This window comes from Nostoc sp. CmiVER01 (genome assembly GCF_034531135.2).
Taxonomy (GTDB): Bacteria; Cyanobacteriota; Cyanobacteriia; order Cyanobacteriales; family Nostocaceae; genus Nostoc.
Map to the genome: position 1 here is coordinate 145,963 of NZ_JAVRBU020000012.1, position 17,307 is coordinate 163,269.

17 protein-coding genes are annotated in these 17,307 nt (G+C 42.9%); 9 read left to right on the forward strand and 8 right to left on the reverse strand.

Annotation, left to right across the window (positions count from 1 at the left end):
• Positions 1–61 precede the first annotated feature (61 nt).
• Positions 62–2,431 (reverse strand): phosphoribosylformylglycinamidine synthase subunit PurL, encoded by a 2,370-nt coding sequence (gene purL / locus RMZ43_RS21705; RefSeq protein WP_322655697.1) that lies wholly within the window; start codon positions 2,429–2,431, stop codon positions 62–64.
• A gap of 471 nt (positions 2,432–2,902) precedes the next feature.
• Here purL and RMZ43_RS21710 point away from each other — a divergent pair, with 471 nt between their 5' ends.
• Positions 2,903–4,900, forward strand: coding sequence for a beta strand repeat-containing protein (locus RMZ43_RS21710; RefSeq protein ID WP_322655698.1), 1,998 nt, complete (start codon positions 2,903–2,905; stop codon positions 4,898–4,900).
• A gap of 135 nt (positions 4,901–5,035) precedes the next feature.
• Here RMZ43_RS21710 and RMZ43_RS21715 read toward each other — a convergent pair whose 3' ends face one another.
• Together RMZ43_RS21715 and RMZ43_RS21720 are read right to left on the reverse strand one after the other, a co-directional pair.
• On the reverse strand, positions 5,036–5,410 hold the full coding sequence (locus tag RMZ43_RS21715; RefSeq protein WP_428850914.1) for a type II toxin-antitoxin system death-on-curing family toxin: 375 nt from the start codon (positions 5,408–5,410) through the stop codon (positions 5,036–5,038).
• A 4-nt stretch (positions 5,411–5,414) separates the two neighbouring features.
• On the reverse strand, positions 5,415–5,729 hold the full coding sequence (locus tag RMZ43_RS21720) for a hypothetical protein (RefSeq protein WP_322655700.1): 315 nt from the start codon (positions 5,727–5,729) through the stop codon (positions 5,415–5,417).
• Between the two features lie 277 nt (positions 5,730–6,006).
• On the opposite strand from RMZ43_RS21720, the gene RMZ43_RS21725 reads away from it, so the two are divergent.
• Positions 6,007–6,237 (forward strand): hypothetical protein, encoded by a 231-nt coding sequence (locus RMZ43_RS21725; protein ID WP_322655701.1) that lies wholly within the window; start codon positions 6,007–6,009, stop codon positions 6,235–6,237.
• 555 nt (positions 6,238–6,792) lie between these two features.
• Here the strand turns inward: RMZ43_RS21725 and RMZ43_RS21730 are convergent.
• Complete coding sequence (locus RMZ43_RS21730) at positions 6,793–7,278, reverse strand: allophycocyanin subunit alpha-B (RefSeq protein ID WP_322647068.1); 486 nt, start codon at positions 7,276–7,278, stop codon at positions 6,793–6,795.
• 200 nt (positions 7,279–7,478) lie between these two features.
• Here RMZ43_RS21730 and rlmD point away from each other — a divergent pair, with 200 nt between their 5' ends.
• Positions 7,479–8,885, forward strand: coding sequence for a 23S rRNA (uracil(1939)-C(5))-methyltransferase RlmD (gene rlmD, locus RMZ43_RS21735; protein ID WP_322655702.1), 1,407 nt, complete (start codon positions 7,479–7,481; stop codon positions 8,883–8,885).
• Between the two features lie 390 nt (positions 8,886–9,275).
• On the forward strand, positions 9,276–9,725 hold the full coding sequence (locus RMZ43_RS21740; protein ID WP_322647066.1) for an ATP-binding protein: 450 nt from the start codon (positions 9,276–9,278) through the stop codon (positions 9,723–9,725).
• A 78-nt stretch (positions 9,726–9,803) separates the two neighbouring features.
• Here RMZ43_RS21740 and RMZ43_RS21745 read toward each other — a convergent pair whose 3' ends face one another.
• Entirely contained in the window at positions 9,804–10,079 is a 276-nt protein-coding gene (locus tag RMZ43_RS21745; protein ID WP_041565907.1) for a DUF6439 family protein, read from the reverse strand.
• A gap of 44 nt (positions 10,080–10,123) precedes the next feature.
• Between RMZ43_RS21745 and RMZ43_RS21750 the strand changes: the two genes are divergently transcribed.
• On the forward strand, positions 10,124–10,486 hold the full coding sequence (locus RMZ43_RS21750; protein ID WP_322655703.1) for a hypothetical protein: 363 nt from the start codon (positions 10,124–10,126) through the stop codon (positions 10,484–10,486).
• A gap of 88 nt (positions 10,487–10,574) precedes the next feature.
• Positions 10,575–11,966, forward strand: a complete 1,392-nt coding sequence (gene asnS / locus RMZ43_RS21755) for an asparagine--tRNA ligase (protein ID WP_322655704.1) — start codon at positions 10,575–10,577, stop codon at positions 11,964–11,966.
• Positions 11,967–12,206: 240 nt separating this feature from the next.
• Here the strand turns inward: asnS and RMZ43_RS21760 are convergent, their stop codons facing one another.
• Positions 12,207–12,875, reverse strand: coding sequence for a cadmium resistance transporter (locus tag RMZ43_RS21760; protein WP_322655705.1), 669 nt, complete (start codon positions 12,873–12,875; stop codon positions 12,207–12,209).
• A gap of 360 nt (positions 12,876–13,235) precedes the next feature.
• On the opposite strand from RMZ43_RS21760, the gene RMZ43_RS21765 reads away from it, so the two are divergent.
• Entirely contained in the window at positions 13,236–14,354 is a 1,119-nt protein-coding gene (locus RMZ43_RS21765) for an aliphatic sulfonate ABC transporter substrate-binding protein (RefSeq protein WP_322655706.1), read from the forward strand.
• 194 nt (positions 14,355–14,548) lie between these two features.
• On the opposite strand, the gene RMZ43_RS21770 is transcribed toward RMZ43_RS21765, so the two are convergent.
• Entirely contained in the window at positions 14,549–14,740 is a 192-nt protein-coding gene (locus RMZ43_RS21770; RefSeq protein WP_322655707.1) for a hypothetical protein, read from the reverse strand.
• Positions 14,741–14,996: 256 nt separating this feature from the next.
• On the opposite strand from RMZ43_RS21770, the gene RMZ43_RS21775 reads away from it, so the two are divergent.
• Entirely contained in the window at positions 14,997–15,305 is a 309-nt protein-coding gene (locus RMZ43_RS21775; protein ID WP_322655708.1) for an NIL domain-containing protein, read from the forward strand.
• 77 nt (positions 15,306–15,382) lie between these two features.
• Here the strand turns inward: RMZ43_RS21775 and RMZ43_RS21780 are convergent, their stop codons facing one another.
• Complete coding sequence (locus RMZ43_RS21780; protein WP_012407592.1) at positions 15,383–16,060, reverse strand: response regulator transcription factor; 678 nt, start codon at positions 16,058–16,060, stop codon at positions 15,383–15,385.
• Between the two features lie 884 nt (positions 16,061–16,944).
• On the opposite strand from RMZ43_RS21780, the gene groES reads away from it, so the two are divergent.
• Entirely contained in the window at positions 16,945–17,256 is a 312-nt protein-coding gene (gene groES, locus RMZ43_RS21785) for a co-chaperone GroES (protein WP_100898362.1), read from the forward strand.
• Positions 17,257–17,307: the final 51 nt, after the last annotated feature.

Sequence of the window (17,307 nt, forward strand, 5' to 3'; positions counted from 1 at the left end):
TAGAAGTACAGACGCGATTAATCGCGTCTGTTATAGTTTTTATTCCTAACTCCTCATTTATTTAACTGGGGTTAGTGGTATGGATGGTAAGACGCCTAGCGATCGCGTGGAAATAGCGATCGTTCATATCTTCGATCCTAACTTTGATTAAGGCTTGGTTATCAGTGGTGAAAACCCCCAAACCCGTCTCGAAATTAACAACCTTACCCAGTTTTTGCCACTCTTGACCCAGATGTTCTTGTAAATATGATTCCCAAATTTCTTGTTGTTCTGATGCCACAGAAACAAAAATCCTGGCACCACCTTCGGCAAACAACACCTCGTCTAGACGATTTAACTGGGTTGGTGCTATTTCTAAATTGATTTCGGCACCAAGATTGCCAGAAATACAACATTCTGCTATTGCGATCGCTAATCCCCCCTCAGCAGAATCATGGGCTGAACGTACCCAACCATTACGAATTCCTCCACGGCAAACTTTCTGGACACGACGTTCTAAGTCAAAATCTACTTGTGGTGGTTTTCCGGCAACAGTACCGTGGATAGTGGCTAAATACTCCGATGCTCCCAAACTGATTTTGGATGCCAGAGGCAATCCGAGAAGATAAATCACATCGCCGACTGCTTGCCAACCTTGACCACAAATTTTGGTAATATCGGGAATCAAGCCCACCATCCCCACTACTGGGGTGGGATAAATGGGTTGTGGAATACCTTGAGCATCAAGAGTTTCATTGTACAAAGAGACATTTCCGCCTGTGACGGGTGTTGCTAATTCTCGACAACCTTCTGCTAAACCGCGACAAGCTTCTGCTAATTGCCAGTAACCAATCGGTTTTTCTGGAGAGCCAAAATTTAGGTTATCCGTTACCGCCAGAGGTTCTGCACCCACACAACTAAGATTGCGTGCAGCTTCTGCCACCACTGCCTTAGCTCCCTCGTAAGGGTCAAGATAAACATAACGAGGATTGCAATCTACTGTTGCCGCCACTCCTAATTTTAGATTTTGGATTTGGGATTTTAGATTGGGGATTTGTTCTAGGGGGCGCAAACGGATAACAGCCGCATCTGCACCACCTGGCAGTATTACTGTATTATTTTGTACTTGATGGTCATATTGACGATATACCCAGTTTTTAGATGCGATCGTGGGTGTATCGAGCAAAGTTAACAGAATATCATTCCAACTTTGCACGCCTCCTTGGAGTTCTATTCCAGCAATTGTGCAAGGAGGTAAGGAATCAGGTGTCCATTCCCAAGCTAGACACGCATATTCTGGCGGTTCTGTCAACAACTCCCGGTTATATAGTGGGGTATTCTCCGCCAAAGCCTCGGCGGGAATTTCTGCTGCTACTTTACCTTCAAAGAGAATCCGCACGATGGGTTCAGCGATGACAGTACCAGCTACAACGGCTTGAAGTCCCCAACGGTGGAAAATGTCGATTAATTCCTGCTCACGCTCCTTGTGGGCAACGAACAGCATTCGTTCTTGAGATTCCGAAAGCAGATATTCATAAGGAACCATTCCCCTTTCTCTTGCGGGAATTTTATCTAAATCGAGTTCAATTCCCACACCGCCTTTTGCTGCCATCTCTGAAGTAGAACAGGTGATACCGGCTGCTCCCATATCCTGGGCGGCGACAACTGCGCCTGTCTTAAACGCTTCCAGACAAGCTTCAATTAACGACTTTTCCAAAAATGGATCGCCCACTTGCACAGCAGGGCGATCGTCTATTGACTGATCGCTCAATTCTGCACTGGCAAAACTTGCGCCTCCCATCCCATCGCGCCCAGTAGTAGAACCAACATAAAGCACGGGATTGCCTAAGCCAGCTGCTCCAGATTTGACGATTTCTGATGTTTCCATTAATCCTAGTGCCATAACGTTCACTAGGGGATTACCAGAATAAGCCAGGTCAAAGTACACTTCACCACCAATGGTGGGTACTCCAACGCAATTACCATAATGTGAAATTCCCGCCACTACCCCTTGGAACAGCCTTTGAGTTTTGGCATCTTCTAAGGAACCGAAGCGCAGGGAATTTAATAGAGCAATAGGACGCGCACCCATTGTAAAAATATCTCTGAGAATACCGCCTACTCCCGTTGCTGCACCTTGAAATGGTTCTACAGCTGATGGGTGGTTGTGGGATTCAATCTTAAAAGCTAGTTGAAGTCCGTCGCCCAAATCTACAACACCAGCATTTTCACCAGGCCCCACGAGGATGCGGGGGCCTTCAGTGGGAAATTGTTTGAGTAGAGGTCGAGAATTTTTGTAACAGCAATGCTCTGACCACATCACGCCAAACATTCCTAGTTCAGCTTTGTTAGGATGACGCCCTAACCGACGGACAATTTCTGCGTATTCTTCTGGTTTAAGACCTTCAGCAGCGATTTCTTGAGGGGAGAAAGCAGGAGATGTGGCGGTCATGGAAATTAATGCACCAATTGTACAGAGCATTATTCTATCGATTTACTTGCCCTGTAGGTGCAGTTCTACGATGGTTCATGGCTAAATGCCAAAGATTAACTAAATAAATAGATTTACTCAATAAAATATTCGTAATACGTTTAAAGATAAATTGTATTACATCTTAAAATAGTAGTAATTATATTGAGTATGAAGTAATAAAATTTTATTTTTTTGTTATATGCATAGGTAATTTTCAGGCTATAGAAATGGCTAAGCTAATCGTCATTCATTTTTCCAGACTGACTCGCTCGTGGTAAGGGCTTCAACCCTGGATTTATGCAACTTAAATGCTCATTAGCTTATCAGCCTGTCAGATAAGACATTATTCTGAATGCAGAAACAATTCATAGGATGCGATGCCTGTAGCAAACTACGCCTACGCTCATAGATAAATATAAATATTTAAACCTAATTCAGAGGATTTTGATTATGCCTAGACTAACCTTTCCACCAAATTTTATTGGCACCACTGGTTCCGACACTTTAATCGGAGAACAGTTAAATGTATCCGTGGCAATTGGCATTGATATTTTAACTGGAGGTTTTATTTGTACGCGCTCAGGAAAAGACACGATTACTGGCATCGCTACAGGCACAAGTGACCTCGAAGGTAGCAGCAACGGCGGTACTGGGACAGGTATTGCCAATAGTGGCAGTCTAAATGCAGGCGGTGAAGAAGATGCGATCGCAGGTACAGCTACTGGCGGTAACGGCGGCAACGGCAACATCGACACTAGCACCAGTAACGGCAACGGCGGAACTGGGACTGGCATTAGCAATATTAGCAAGATTAATGCAGGGAACGGAGATGACACGATCAAAGGTACAGGAACTGGCGGCAACGGTGGCTTCGGAGACTTCTCCGGTGGCAACGGCGGAACTGGGACTGGTATCAGCAATATTAGCAATATTAATGCAGGAGATGGAAATGACACGATTATCGGCACTAGTACTGGCGGTAACGGCGCAGATGGAGTAAGTAAAGCTGGGAGGGGTGGCAACGGCGGAACGGGGACAGGTATCGCTAACAGTGGCAGTATTAATACAGGGAACGGAAAAGATACGATCAGAGGTACAGGAACTGGCGGCAATGCCGGCAATGGCCGCGAAGCCGGCATTAGCGGGGATGGGACTGGCATTAGCAACAGCGGCGAACTGCACACCGGGGACGGAGAAGACATGATCGTCGGTACAAGTACTGGCAGCAAGGGCAGCAGAGGCTTAGGCAGTACTAATGGCAGTAATGGAACCGGTATTGCTAACAGTGGCAGTCTAAATACAGGGAACGGAAACGACATGATCGTTGGTACAGGTGCTGGTGACATCGGCGGCACCGGCGGTCCCTCCTCTGGCGACGGCGGTATTGGAATCGGTATTGCTAACAGTGGTAGTCTAAATAGCGGAGACGGAGAAGACACGATCACTGGCACAGGTACTGGCGGCATCGGGGCGGAGGGCTTTCCTAATGCTGGCGACGGCGGTACTGCAACCGGCATCGTTAATACTGGTAGTTTGAATGGAGGGAACGGAAAAGACACTATTACTGGTATCGGTACTGGCGGTATGGGCGGCGAAAAGTTTTTTTTCGGTAAGGGCGGTACTGGAACAGGCATCGCTAATAGTGGTAGTCTGAGTGCAGGTAACGAAAACGACACTATCACTGGCACTGGTACTGGTGGTAATGGCGGAGCTAGCATCGATGGCTCTACTGATAACGTCGGTGGCAAAGGCGGTACTGGAATTGGGATTGCCAATACTGGCAAACTGGATACCGAAAACGGAGGAGACACAATTATCGGTACTGGCATTGGCGGCAAAGGCGGCATCGCTGTTGCTGGGATCGGCGATGTCGGTGCTGGAACCGGCATCCAGAACACAAAAGACGGCACCATCACTACAGGGTGGGGCAACGACACGATTACGGGTTATGGCAACAGTTCTGGAACAAACTCCACCGCCTATGGCATCTTCAACGATGGAATAATTGATACTGGCAATGGTTCTGACAAGCTTACCGGACAGGCGACAGCAACAATTGGTGGTACTGCATACGGTATTTACGGAGAAGGAATCATCAAGACTGGCAACGGCAATGACCAAATTATCGCCACCAGTACCCTAGATGGAGTTCAACAGAAAGTCACTATCGGTGGCGGAATCAACATTGCTCTAGGCGCTGGGAATGACTACTTAAAAGGATTTGGTGCTGCAACTGTTGATGGCGGAGATGGTTTTGACACCCTCGATCTCACGGCTTTCAATCGCTCTGAACTCTTTGTCTCTGGGGTTACTTCAGGCAATATTTTTAATGCCAATATCACTTTCAATAGCAATGGAAACTCCATTAGCTTGTCTACGACAGGCTTTGAGAAATTTATCTTTGCAGATAGCTCTTTCTACTACAGCAGTTTAGCAAACGGGGCATAGGTTTGTTAAGTCCTCTATTTCCTGTTTTAACTTTTAGAGAAAGTTGAAGTATAAAGCTAATCATTTTACTGAACTTCAAGGGCAATAATCAATCATGAAAATGCATTTTGGGGGATAGAGAATTATTTTATCGATTTACTTACTTTGTAGATGCAGTTCTAAAAATGCAGATAATTCTTCTTTGGATATTTGTTTTTGAACTACTTGAATTACCAAATTGTAAGCTTGCTCTTGAAATAGGTTGAAAGTGAAGCCATTTAAGTTCAAAAAAGTAAGCATAACAGCGAAAGCAGTGCGCTTGTTGCCATCAATAAACGGATGGTTCATTGTTAAATGGTACAGGTACGCTGCTGCTTGCTCGTGAATTGTTGGATGGAGAAGTTCACCGCCAAAAGTAACTTGAGGTTGTGCCAGTGCTGAATTTAGTAAACCTTCGTCTCTAACACCTGATGTTCCACCAAATCTTTGAATTTGCCGTTGGTGAATATCCAAGACTTGAGAAATTGTCAAAAATTTAGGAGTCTGCAAGGCGGCGGAAAACCTCTTCCCATTTTTTTTCAACTGCTAAGTAAGCTTGCCATACTTCTTCATCTGAGGCAATCTGATTTGAGGCAGTATTTTCTAACTTGTCTTTATTTTGTTCAATATCGTGGAAAAATTCGGCAAAATCAGGAATATTTAATAATGCTTTTTCAGTAACTTCGTTTTCTTCTGTTTTTTGCAAATAAGCCAGAAACGCAACTGCTAATCGCAACTTTTCAATAGAAAGTTGACGCAAACGGCTTTCGGCTTCTGATAAATAAGTGCTGTGCTTTTGTTCTGTTGCCATCGTTACCCCAAGCTAGGTTCGTTGCCAGTGGTGAATCGGTTTTGCTGCTAACTCTAGCTTATCGCGCTATTGTGATTTACTCAATGAAGGCAACTTCAAAAATACTTAATTTTTTAGCCAATTAAGCTGAAGATTGATAATTTGAGTAATTTTACTATTTTTACAAATAAAGGCTTGTTTGTAAAATTAAGATTAACTAAATGCAACATTATTGAAGTAGTAAAATAAATTTTCCTAGAATCTTTATTCAGGTTTGTCACAGTCCTAATCCATTGGAATGGACTATTATTATTGCTATAGTCGGCGCAATCTCAGTTGGTTCGGTATAGCTGCTACTGGGATTGTTTCTATTGCAAGTACAGTAATAACAATGCTTGTAGCAGGAGCTAGTATGGAGGCCATATCAGCAGCAGGAGGAGCATTGTTTAATACAATTGGTGCAACCACCGCATCATTAGAATTAGTAGCTGTGTTGGTAAATGGCGTTAAAAATATTTTGGGATGCTAATTAATTGATGTTGCAAAACGCGATGCCTACGGCGGCAATCTACGCATTTATACTTATGTGTAAATTTAAGCACGATATTTAAAGATAACTTAACTAAATAAGGTTTGTGCAATTTTTGACACTATAACTTGCGGATATCTACTGGTATTCAGAAATTATTCGGGTATATGCAGTTTAGTTGTAACAATCGTGTGACGAGAATCACACATATCTATGATTAGGATCGTCTCTTTGCGATCGCTAGCTAGGCATAATTAATGACAACTGAACTCTAGCCGAGTCATTAATAGGGAACACACTTAATATCCGACAGCCTTTATCAAGGACTGTCGGTTTTTTCTGTCCGTATGTCCTTCATCCTTTGAGAAATGCCCCATAGTTATACTTAAATAAATTTCCCCACAACTGGTTAGTAACTTGACAGAGATTTAGCCATAGCCACTACCAAATGTGGGGAAGGTATGATCAAATTGGGTATCTTATGCCTATCGAGCGCTTATTGCACTCACTCTAGTAGACCGGAAGTATACTCCTAGAACCAGCACACACTTTGTATTAAGACATCGCTTGAATGATGTAATCAAAGTAGGGCCCTGCTTCAGCAGCGTCTTCTGCACTCAGTAAGCCAAGGGAAGCTGTTTTGAGGGAATTGATCGCTTCTACCATTCCAGGCACGGGAACGCCCAATGAATTGTACATTTCCCGCACACCAATCAAACCAATTTTTTCAATTGGCTCTTTATCACCGGCAAGCACACCATAAGTAATTAGACGTAAGTACCAGCCAAAATCGCGGATACAAAGAGAGCGTTGGCGTTCACCGTAAGCATTACCTCCGGGGGAGATAAAGTCAGGACGCTTCTGCCAAAGTTGTTTGGTTGCTTCTTGAACTATCTTTTTTTCGTTTTCGGCTAAGGTAGCCGCAATCCGCGTCCGTTGTACGCCGGTTTCCAAAAAGTCTTTGATGTTTTTAAGTTCGCCACTGCTGGGATAACGCAGTTCGTCGTCGGCTTTGAGAATAACTTGGCTAATTACAGTCATGATTATTGAAATCACCTGAAATATTATCTGTTAGTTTAGCGAGTTGGAGGTACACAAGTGAAGGGATACGAGCTAGTTATGTATTGAATTCATCTATTTAGGGAGTGGGGAGTGGGGAATGGGGAGTGGGGAATGGGGAGTAGGGGAAGTAGGGGGAGCAGGGGGAGAAAGAAGAATTAATAATAAATGACTAATGACTAATGACTAAAATAATTTGGCAACAGGGTGAATTAATTGAAGTAAAGATCGCTAACCTGAGTGATACAGGTGATGGTGTGGGACGCGCTGATGAGCGTGTAGTGTTTGTCCCAGATACTGTACCAGGCGATCGCGCTATTGTCCGCTTGGTTCATGTTAAACCAAAATACGGCCACGGGAAGCTCCAAGAGCTATTAGAACCATCTCTCCACCGGATCAGACCTAGTTGTATTGTGGCGGATAAGTGCGGTGGTTGCCAGTGGCAGCACATTAATTATGATTACCAGCTAGTAGCCAAGCAAAACCAAGTTATCCAAGCTTTAGAACGTATTGGCGGTTTTATCCAGCCACCGGTAGATCCGGTACTCGCCGCCACTTCTGCTTTAGGCTACCGTAATAAATCTACATATCCTTTAGGTATATCGGCAACGGGACAGGTACAAGCTGGTTACTACCAAAAAGGTAGTCACCAATTAATTAATTTAAATCAATGTCCAGTCCAAGATTCACGATTAAATCCCTTACTTGCCGAAGTTAAGCAGGATATCCAACAACAAGGTTGGCGAATCTATGACGAACAACGTCATCAAGGACAAATTCGCCATCTTGGTTTACGCATTGGCCGACACACTGGAGAGATGTTGCTGACTTTGGTGGTAAAGGACTGGAATTTATCAGGAATTGAAACCCAAGCGCAGGAATGGTTAAAGCGTTATCCGCAGTTAGTAGGAGTGTCACTCAACCGCAATAGCGATCGCACAAATGCTATCTTTGGATCAGAAACCCGTTGCATCGCTGGAGTCCCACACCTGCGTGAAAATTTTGCTGGACTGGAATTTCAAGTGCGCCCAGATACATTTTTCCAAGTGTATACAGAAACAGCAGAGGCACTATTGCAGGTGATTGAATCAGAACTCAATCTTCAAGGTCATGAGTTGCTAGTTGATGCCTACTGTGGTATTGGGACTTTAACTTTACCTCTCGCCAAAAAAGTACGTCAGGCTACAGGATTAGAAGTGCAAACAGCAGCAGTGGAACAAGCTATTTTGAATGCCCACCGCAACGGAATTGATAATGTGACATTCCAAGTCGGGGCAGTAGAGAAATTGCTTCCCAAAATGGGCACAATACCAGAAGTCGTAGTACTCGATCCGCCACGTAAGGGGTGCGATCGGGCAGTCATCGATACTTTACGGCAATTGAAACCATCTCGGATCGTTTACGTCAGTTGTAAAGTAGCCACCCTCGCCCGCGACCTGAAATTGCTTTGTCAAGATGGGCAATATACTATCACACGGGTACAACCTGCTGATTTTTTTCCTCAAACTGCTCATGTTGAAGCTGCCGCCTTTCTTGTGCTATCACATTTGGACAAGGATAGTAATTCCTTTGCAAAAACTGAAATTTGAAATTTTTAGTTTAGTGCATACTAAAGATGCTAAAATTGAATTAAGGCAAAAATAAAAATCCATTTTGTTTAAATAAATTCAAGCTGCATAGGTTCTTAGAAATATGAATTGGATTGTATAAATGACGAATCGGCAATTAACTAGAGTATGCCAATACTCTGTCAAATTACTAGCATCTTTTTAAGTTGCTGAATTCATTATCAAAACTATTACTGCCGTTATCTATCTAAACAATCCAAACTCATACTATAAAGCCAATGCTCCCTAGCATTTTCAAAATTTAGTTTTAAAGACGCAAGTTTGAAGGCAGCATGACCACCTCAAGTTTTATCAGGGTGCCTGTAATAGCAAACTGATGTCTAGCTAACTGAAAGCTATGGGGTTTCTCTTGTGATTACAATTTCACTCCGTCCAGTTGCACGTTATTGGGGCACTATTAGCTTTGCCTCAACTCTCTACCTTTGTCCAATCTTAGATTTATTGTTGGCAGAAATTCCAGCTAAATTACAAGCTGAACTACGGCTAGGACTTCAAGAAGCCCTAGTAAACGCAGCTAAACATGGCAATAATCTCGATCCAAGTAAAACAGTCGTAGTCCGTTTTTCCTTAATAGATAATCAATATTGGTGGATAATATCAGACCAGGGTAGCGGCTTTACTCCTTCATCTACAAATGAAGAAGAACCAACAGACTACCTGCCACCAGATGAATCAGAAAATGGTCGTGGTTTGTGTCTTCTGCATCAAATCTTTGATCAGGTAGAGTGGAACCGCAAAGGCACAGAATTGAGGCTTTGTAAACAAATGGAAAATCGCCGGGGATTATCTCTGCGGCGATAAGGGGGAGTGGGAAATGGTGAGTGGAGAGTGGGAAAAGTTCTTATTTTTTTGATTTTTTTACTCCCTACTGCCTACTCCCTACTTCCCGTGAGTTGGACAGGGAGGAGCAGAAATGGAGCGATCTAACCAACCAATTGCCTGTTCTAATCTAGCTTGAGCTTCTTGTGGCTGATTCTTTAAAAGATACACAATAGCTGCTGCCACTTGTTCATTAGCGCGGGAATTGCGGTTAGACTTGAGGCGATGCCAATCGTTAGGAGAAATGCTCAGTCTTTCCATGAGGGCTTGAGCAAGTTCTAGAGTACTAAGTTCATTCAGTTGACTGGTTTTCGGCAGCTGGGTAGATTGGGACATAACTATTGGCACATTTGCATTTACTTCTACTTTACTACTTGTAAATGAAGCCGCCTAAACAATCACAACCGTCAGCAGAAAATCCCGAACCAGATTTTGAACAAGAACTAGAGGAAGTAGAGCGATCGCTCCTATCCTTAAAAGAACGTTACAATCAAGTGCAACGCGATCGCCAACAACAGGCACAATGGCAACAGCGTCGGGATCAACTAAAGCACAATAAATCTCAGACACCAGAAATCAAAGCAGAGTTAGGGCGCATTCAACAGCAGTTGGAAAGGCTAGAACTAAACTTAGAAAGCCAGTTATTTTCTTGGCGTAGCCTCAAAAAACCTTTCTGGCAAGTCGTCCGCTTTGGTGGAATGGGCGTTATCATAGGCTGGATATTAAAGTCTTATGCTGGATAAGTCCGATTTTAGATTTTGGATTGGGTTAAATAGTTAAGATTTTTTAATATTTTTCCTTAATAAGTTGACGAAATATAAGTTGTAAGATATGGCAAATCGACGGATTGCAGAAATATTGCGAAGTGGTCAACCTGATGAGTCTTTCCTAGTTCAAGGCTGGGTGCGGACGAAACGCGAGTCCAAAGGGTTTGCTTTTATTGAAGTCAATGACGGCTCATCACTAGCTAATTTGCAAGTCGTCATTAATCAGGATTTGCCAGATTATGAAGCTATATTGAAAAAACTGAATACGGGTGCTGCTGTCGAAACGACAGGGGTACTAGTGGCTTCTCTGGGTAAAGGACAGCGAATTGAGTTGAAAGCCGAGTCTGTGAAAGTTTACGGAGAAGCTGATCCTGATACATATCCCCTGCAAAAGAAACGCCATTCCTTTGAGTTTCTGCGAACCATTGGACATTTGCGATCGCGTACTAATTCCTTTGGTGCAGTTTTTCGCGTTAGAAATGCTTGTTCGACAGCAATTCACCAATTTTTCCAACAAAGAGGCTTTTTGTGGGTACACACACCCATCATCACCGCTAGCGATTGCGAAGGCGCGGGTGAACTGTTTAGCGTTACCAGTTTAGATTTAAAGAATATTCCCCGCACAGAAAATCAAGCAGTAGATTACAGCCAAGACTTTTTTGCTAAACCCACATACTTAACAGTTAGCGGCCAGTTGGAAGCGGAAGTGATGGCGATGGCGTTTAGCAACGTCTACACCTTTGGCCCTACCTTCCGTGCAGAAAATTCTAACACCTCCCGCCACCTAGCAGAATTTTGGATGGTTGAGCCAGAAATGGCTTTTTGTGACTTAGAAGGCGATATGGATTTAGCTGAGGCGTTTCTCAAACACATTTTTAAATATGTGTTAGAAACTTGCCCAGAAGATATGGAATTTTTCAATGAACGCATTGATAAATCTGTGTTAGCGACAGCCGAAAACATTATTAATAATCAGTTTGAACGGTTAACTTATACAGAAGCCATCAAACTTTTAGAAAAAGCTGATGTTAAATTTGAATATCCAGTGAGTTGGGGTTTAGATTTACAATCAGAACACGAACGATACTTGGCTGAACAATTATTTAAAAAGCCTGCGATCGTTACAGATTATCCAGCACAAATCAAAGCATTTTATATGCGCTTGAACGACGATGAAAAAACCGTTCGTGCAATGGATATTCTCGCACCCAAAATTGGTGAAATTGTTGGCGGTTCTCAGCGCGAAGAACGTTTAGAAGTATTAGAACGCCGGGTGTTAGCGCAAGGATTAAACCCAGAAGACTTATGGTGGTATCTTGATTTGCGGCGTTATGGTACTGTCCCCCACGCTGGTTTTGGACTAGGTTTTGAACGACTCGTGCAATTTATGACTGGTATGGGAAATATTCGTGATGTGATTCCCTTTCCGCGTACACCACAAAGTGCTGAGTTTTAGTTGGAGAATTTCAATCAGGCGATTAGAAATCACGTCTGCACGGACTTATAAAAACTTTGAAACCCGCATTAGCGGGTTTTGCTTGTATAGGCGCGTATTTTATAAAGCGATTAATTAAAATTAAGAATGTTGAATCTCCTCTTGTAAAACTTGAATCGGCTGATTGGGCTTTTAAACTCTTGCATTAACTTTTGTAGAGCTACATGCTTCTTGCATGAAAATTTACCACCTTAAAATCCGTCAAGTTTTGGGGAGAAAAATACGATAAGATTCGCTGTCTACCAGAATTCGGAAACCCAGCCACATCAGAACGAAGGGGAAAATCTTACTAGCATAACGGCTGAGTATCAAAGCTATACCAGGTAAACGAGTCAGATTATAGGACATAAACAGCCAGCAAAAAACAATGAAATAGCAAACTGGTACGATCACAGTGAGATTTTGGATTGAGCTAGTGGCAAACAGGGGGATATAGATGCCAAGATTGTTGCCACCGTTAGCAATTGTAACCGAGGAGACGCGATAGGTCTGGGGATCGCGGATTACGTCCCAGAGCGATCGCTTTCTGGAATCAAATCCGTGAAATTTAGAGTTTCTTTTCAGATTGGCTGACTTATCTTCGGCTGAGTCATCCTTATTCAGGTTGAGCAAATTGTTCAAGCCAATGAGTATCGGCAGAATCCCCAATAAACCAGTCCAAGTTGAGGGAATTGCTAGACCCACTAAGAACCCAAGCAAACTTACTGTCAGTAATGTCGTGAACCCTAGAATCTCACCAACTACAACATGTTGAGGTCGAAAAGTCCGATTAACCTCACTGAAGAAGGCAGTCAGATAAATATTGTCATCAAATGTTGTTGCCACAGCCGTAGCTAGCCCAATTTTAATTGTTGCAATTAACCAATCCATCACCATTCCTCACTCAACACCTATCTGATGACCAAAACTAGCGATCGCTCAACCTTTGTAGAGAATTACCATAATATCGATATGATAATGTGAGTATCGCATATTGAGTGTAACAAGGGAGCAAGTTTGGTAGTTTATACATGTCAAGCGGTGCTTTGACTTTATCCCCCATCTCCAATTCATCCGGCAATTTGCATCACCTAATTTATCAAAGGAGTCATTATGATTAGCCGTTTGATTGACCTTCTGCCTAGATGCACAGGTCAAAATATCTTACGGTCGCTCAGATCAGCCACTCGTAGATCGGCTACCTACAGGTTTGCAGTTCGATTTTGCATCGGACTTGTCTTGGTTTTGGTCTTGCCTCTAGTATTTGACGGTCATGCTGTTGCTACTTCTGAATCTGGTAATCAGTTCCAACTATCCAAAAGATCCACAATCCAGTTACTGGAAACTGTGGGACTGTTTATGGGGGGGATAATTTTCTGTGTAATTTTGGATCGCTGGTTTTCTCAGCGTTCTGCTCAATCTAGCAACACGCCTTTAGCAGAGCAAGCGCGACGGCTGAAGCAACTCAAAATTGGATATCCAGAGGGAATGACAAATCTGGAAGTTCTCCGGACTCAAGGCTTGCTGGAAACACGTTTGCGACCTTATGGGCTGATTGTCACCTGGACAAGCTTTTTATCAGCCTCTTCTCTGATAGAAGCACTTAGCAACGGGACAATTGACTTCTGCGGCGGTGGTGGCACAGCCAGCATCTTCTCTCAAGCGGCGGATCATGTATTTATGCGGGTGGCGAAAGAAAAATATACCGCTCCCAAAGGTCAAGCGATTTTAGTGCCAGAAGATTCGCCGATTCAGACACTAGCAGACTTGAAGAGCAAAAAGATCGCTTTTGACAAAGGCTCAAGCGCACATTATATACTTGTACGAGCGCTGGCAAAAGTCGGTCTAGATTTTAGTGACATCGAGCCAGTTTATCTGACACAACCGGAGGCGCTGCCCAAATTTTGCCGGGGTGAAATCGATGCTTGGGTGATTTGGGTTCCCTACACAGCGACTCAAGCCCGAAACGCTTACCCAGGGCGATCAATTACAGACCTAGAGAGTATATTTGGTGACAAAACCTCCGTGGAAGTTCCCACTTATTACTACGCGATTCCAGAACTGGTACGCGACTATCCCGACTTGCTTAAGGTGATTTTAGAAGAGGTAAACGAAGCTGGAACTTGGGCTAAGAAACAGGAATTAGAAGCCGTTCAACGATTGGCTAAACACCATGAAATTGATCCATCCATCGTAGAAATTTTACAGAAACATAGCGGCGAACGCGCCATCATTCCGATTGATGACCAATCGCTCGATGCTCTACAGCATCAGGCAAATATATTTAGAGATTTAAATCTGATTCCTGAGCGGGTGAATGTGAAAGATGGAACCTATAGTTTGCAGACCAAGCAAAACTGGACTTATTAGGGATTTCTAGAAAATAAATTAATTTTCTAAACAGCCAAGCAATGGGGAGCGGTTTGAACAGTATTCATAAGGTAATCGGGATAGGTCGTGTTCTCTCATCACGTTACTGTTATCTGTGGGCTTTTCAGAAATCATCTCGTAAACACTACAAGCTAAGTAGTCTCCAGATTTTTCCTAGAAAATACAAAAAACAATCAATCTACCACAATAAAATATTTTATTAATTTATAACCTAGTAGCTTTAGGTTATTCTCAGTCAGCACTTTTAAGACTTTAGTTTTGCCACACTCGTCAACTTCAAAAGTATTACCAACATCTTGTCCTAATTGTTTGAGTACCCGATACCGAGCTTGTAACAGAGTTATCACTTCAGTATTAAATCTCATACACAATAAATTAGGGTTACAACAATTGTTGTAACCCTACAGATTGGCTATATTCGATCTGCTGAAAAACCGTCATAAAACGACAATTAAACTCATAACTGCCAAATTATGAGCAATTATTCACATTCATTACATCTAGATTAATGGTTTGCCTTGGCAAATACTTTCTTTCTTGCCTGCGTGGGATAAGTGACCTAGTGTTAAAAGAATTGTGCAAAGTAAAATCTTTATCCCAGAAGTCGAGTAGGAAGCTAGAATGGCAATTCCAAATAAACAAGTAAAATCTAATACAGATATTTTAGATAATAGACGCACCCAAACTCGTATCCAAGTTCGCATTCCTAAAGACTTGCATGAGGAACCAGTCATTTCACGACTGGTTTCTCACTATGGCATCACAGTGATTATTGCTGATGCTCAGGTAAGCGCAAACTTGCCACAATATAGCTGCTTTGATCTGGAACTGCGAGGTACTGTTTCTCAGATTGAAAACGCCCTAACTTACCTGGATGAACTAGATTTAGAAGTTTTGCACCAATCCAGCCCTGAAGAAGATGGGTGGTAAATCTTAGTTAGGAGTTAGGAGTTAAAAGTTAAAAAATTCATAATTCGTAACTCCTAACTTTTAACTCTTAACTTTGTTTAAGCCATTTGATTTTCAATCGCCCACCGCGCTAGTTCAGTGCGGTTGTGGAGATTGGTTTTGCCCAACATATTGGACACATGACTTTCAACTGTGCGCTGACTAACATTTAGTTCTTCAGCAATTTCCCGGTTAGCTAAACCCCTAGCGACAAACTGGACTACTTTCAGTTCAGTTGGGGTTAATTGCACATCGAAGGGAACCTGGATGCGGGAACCGTTTTCGCCTCCTTTAGCTTGGTGTTCTTTCCAACGGATAGTTTGTTTCAGCGAGGATTCAACTTGCGCTACGAGTTCTTCTGGTTCAAAGGGTTTGACCATATAAACATCAGCACCTTTATTCAGACCCTTAACTCGGTCTGCACTTTGTCCCTTAGCTGAAAGGAAAAGAACCGGAATCCAACTGGTGCGTTCGTTTTGCCGGACTTGTTCTACAAAAGTATATCCGTCCATTTCCGGCATCATCACGTCGCAGATAATCATGTCTGGGACATCTTGCTCTAAAATTTCCAGAGCTTCACGTCCATTTTCGGCGGTGATGACTTCGTATCCCCGGAATTCTAAGTAATCCTTCACCAGCAAGATGAGGTTAGGGTCATCATCAATCAATAGAAGTCGTTTGTGATCTTTCATGCTGGGCTCTTTCATAGCAGTGGCACTTGTCGCGCTTCGGTCCATCAAAGTCTTGAATATTTATCCTCTATCGTGGGTTATTTCGAGATGTTGTCCTTTTTCCTACTTAAGTTGCCTTTGCTGTCTCGAAACCTCAAAAATGCCGAGCACTTTCAAGAGACTAGTAGCTCGATAGCAAAAGTCCAGCAAGGATACGTATAGCAGTAGTATCTATAATGCGCTATTATATATCGCATTGAAAGTGGCAGGCGAAAAAACACTGATTAAATAATAATCCTTCTGACTCACAAGTAAGTATTGGCTTAAAGATGACCCTACCTCAAAACCATCGCGCACTTTCTTAAAGCTTACTGCTGTACCATATCCTTTGATTGTTAAGCCTCTATGAGGTGTTTACAAGAAACTAGGGAAGTTTCTGGCAAAGGATGGGTTAAAAATGCATATTCTTCTACCACCTTATTGCCTATTTAAGTGTTCTTGGATAATCCGCTCAATAACTTCCAAGCTTGCTTGGCGATATCAGACACCATCAGTGTAAACCACCATTATGAGTCCAGAACAAAAAACGCGCAAGCAGTTGGGTTTTAGTTCTATAGACGCAAATAGTATGACTCTGTTGCGGCTCATCAAATTTTAACTCTTTAAAGTCGCTTTTTTAAGTATTCCCATGATTCCAGACTAGCTCGTTTTGAGCAGCAGCTAACAATTGTCTGGTCAGCGCTAATTCCTAACTCTCCGCTCCCTACTCTCTTCGTAACTTACAGAACAAAACCCGAAAGGTAGAAACAATTAGGCATTTATACTTAAGTACATCTCTGAGCCTTTAGTTCGGGAACCCGTACTCAAAGAATTCTTGCCATTGGACGCTACTTTTCGGTAGATTAGCACTCAGGAGTTGAGAGTGCTAATCTCTAAAGGAAAGAAATAATATGGCAGCTTTATCTCTAAGCGTTTCTACAGTTAAACCTTTAGGCGATCGCGTTTTCGTAAAAGTGAACGCCTCTGAGGAAAAGACCGCAGGTGGTTTGTATTTGCCCGATACCGCCAAGGAAAAGCCCCAAGTAGGGGAAGTAGTGGCTCTTGGCCCTGGCAAGCGTAATGACGACGGAAACCGTCAGGAATTGGAAATCAAGGTCGGCGATAAGGTGCTGTACTCGAAGTACGCCGGCACTGACATCAAACTCGGTACCGAAGAATATGTACTGCTTTCTGAAAAAGATATTTTAGCAGTCGTTATCTAATAGGGAGTAGGGAATGGGGAAGAGGAAAGAGTTTTCCTGATGCCCAATGCC

Excerpts from the sequence above, each read along its gene's own strand:
- RMZ43_RS21730 (WP_322647068.1), bottom strand. The coding sequence starts at position 7,278 with ATGACTGTAATTAGCCAAGTTATTCTCAAAGCCGACGACGAACTGCGT.
- RMZ43_RS21760 (WP_322655705.1), bottom strand. The coding sequence starts at position 12,875 with ATGGATTGGTTAATTGCAACAATTAAAATTGGGCTAGCTACGGCTGTG.
- RMZ43_RS21725 (WP_322655701.1), top strand. The coding sequence starts at position 6,007 with ATGGACTATTATTATTGCTATAGTCGGCGCAATCTCAGTTGGTTCGGT.
- RMZ43_RS21770 (WP_322655707.1), bottom strand. The coding sequence starts at position 14,740 with ATGAGATTTAATACTGAAGTGATAACTCTGTTACAAGCTCGGTATCGG.
- RMZ43_RS21720 (WP_322655700.1), bottom strand. The coding sequence starts at position 5,729 with ATGGCAACAGAACAAAAGCACAGCACTTATTTATCAGAAGCCGAAAGC.
- RMZ43_RS21750 (WP_322655703.1), top strand. The coding sequence starts at position 10,124 with ATGAAGCCGCCTAAACAATCACAACCGTCAGCAGAAAATCCCGAACCA.
- RMZ43_RS21710 (WP_322655698.1), top strand. The coding sequence starts at position 2,903 with ATGCCTAGACTAACCTTTCCACCAAATTTTATTGGCACCACTGGTTCC.
- rlmD (WP_322655702.1), top strand. The coding sequence starts at position 7,479 with ATGACTAAAATAATTTGGCAACAGGGTGAATTAATTGAAGTAAAGATC.
- purL (WP_322655697.1), bottom strand. The coding sequence starts at position 2,431 with ATGACCGCCACATCTCCTGCTTTCTCCCCTCAAGAAATCGCTGCTGAA.
- asnS (WP_322655704.1), top strand. The coding sequence starts at position 10,575 with ATGGCAAATCGACGGATTGCAGAAATATTGCGAAGTGGTCAACCTGAT.
- RMZ43_RS21745 (WP_041565907.1), bottom strand. The coding sequence starts at position 10,079 with ATGTCCCAATCTACCCAGCTGCCGAAAACCAGTCAACTGAATGAACTT.
- groES (WP_100898362.1), top strand. The coding sequence starts at position 16,945 with ATGGCAGCTTTATCTCTAAGCGTTTCTACAGTTAAACCTTTAGGCGAT.
- RMZ43_RS21775 (WP_322655708.1), top strand. The coding sequence starts at position 14,997 with ATGGCAATTCCAAATAAACAAGTAAAATCTAATACAGATATTTTAGAT.
- RMZ43_RS21780 (WP_012407592.1), bottom strand. The coding sequence starts at position 16,060 with ATGGACCGAAGCGCGACAAGTGCCACTGCTATGAAAGAGCCCAGCATG.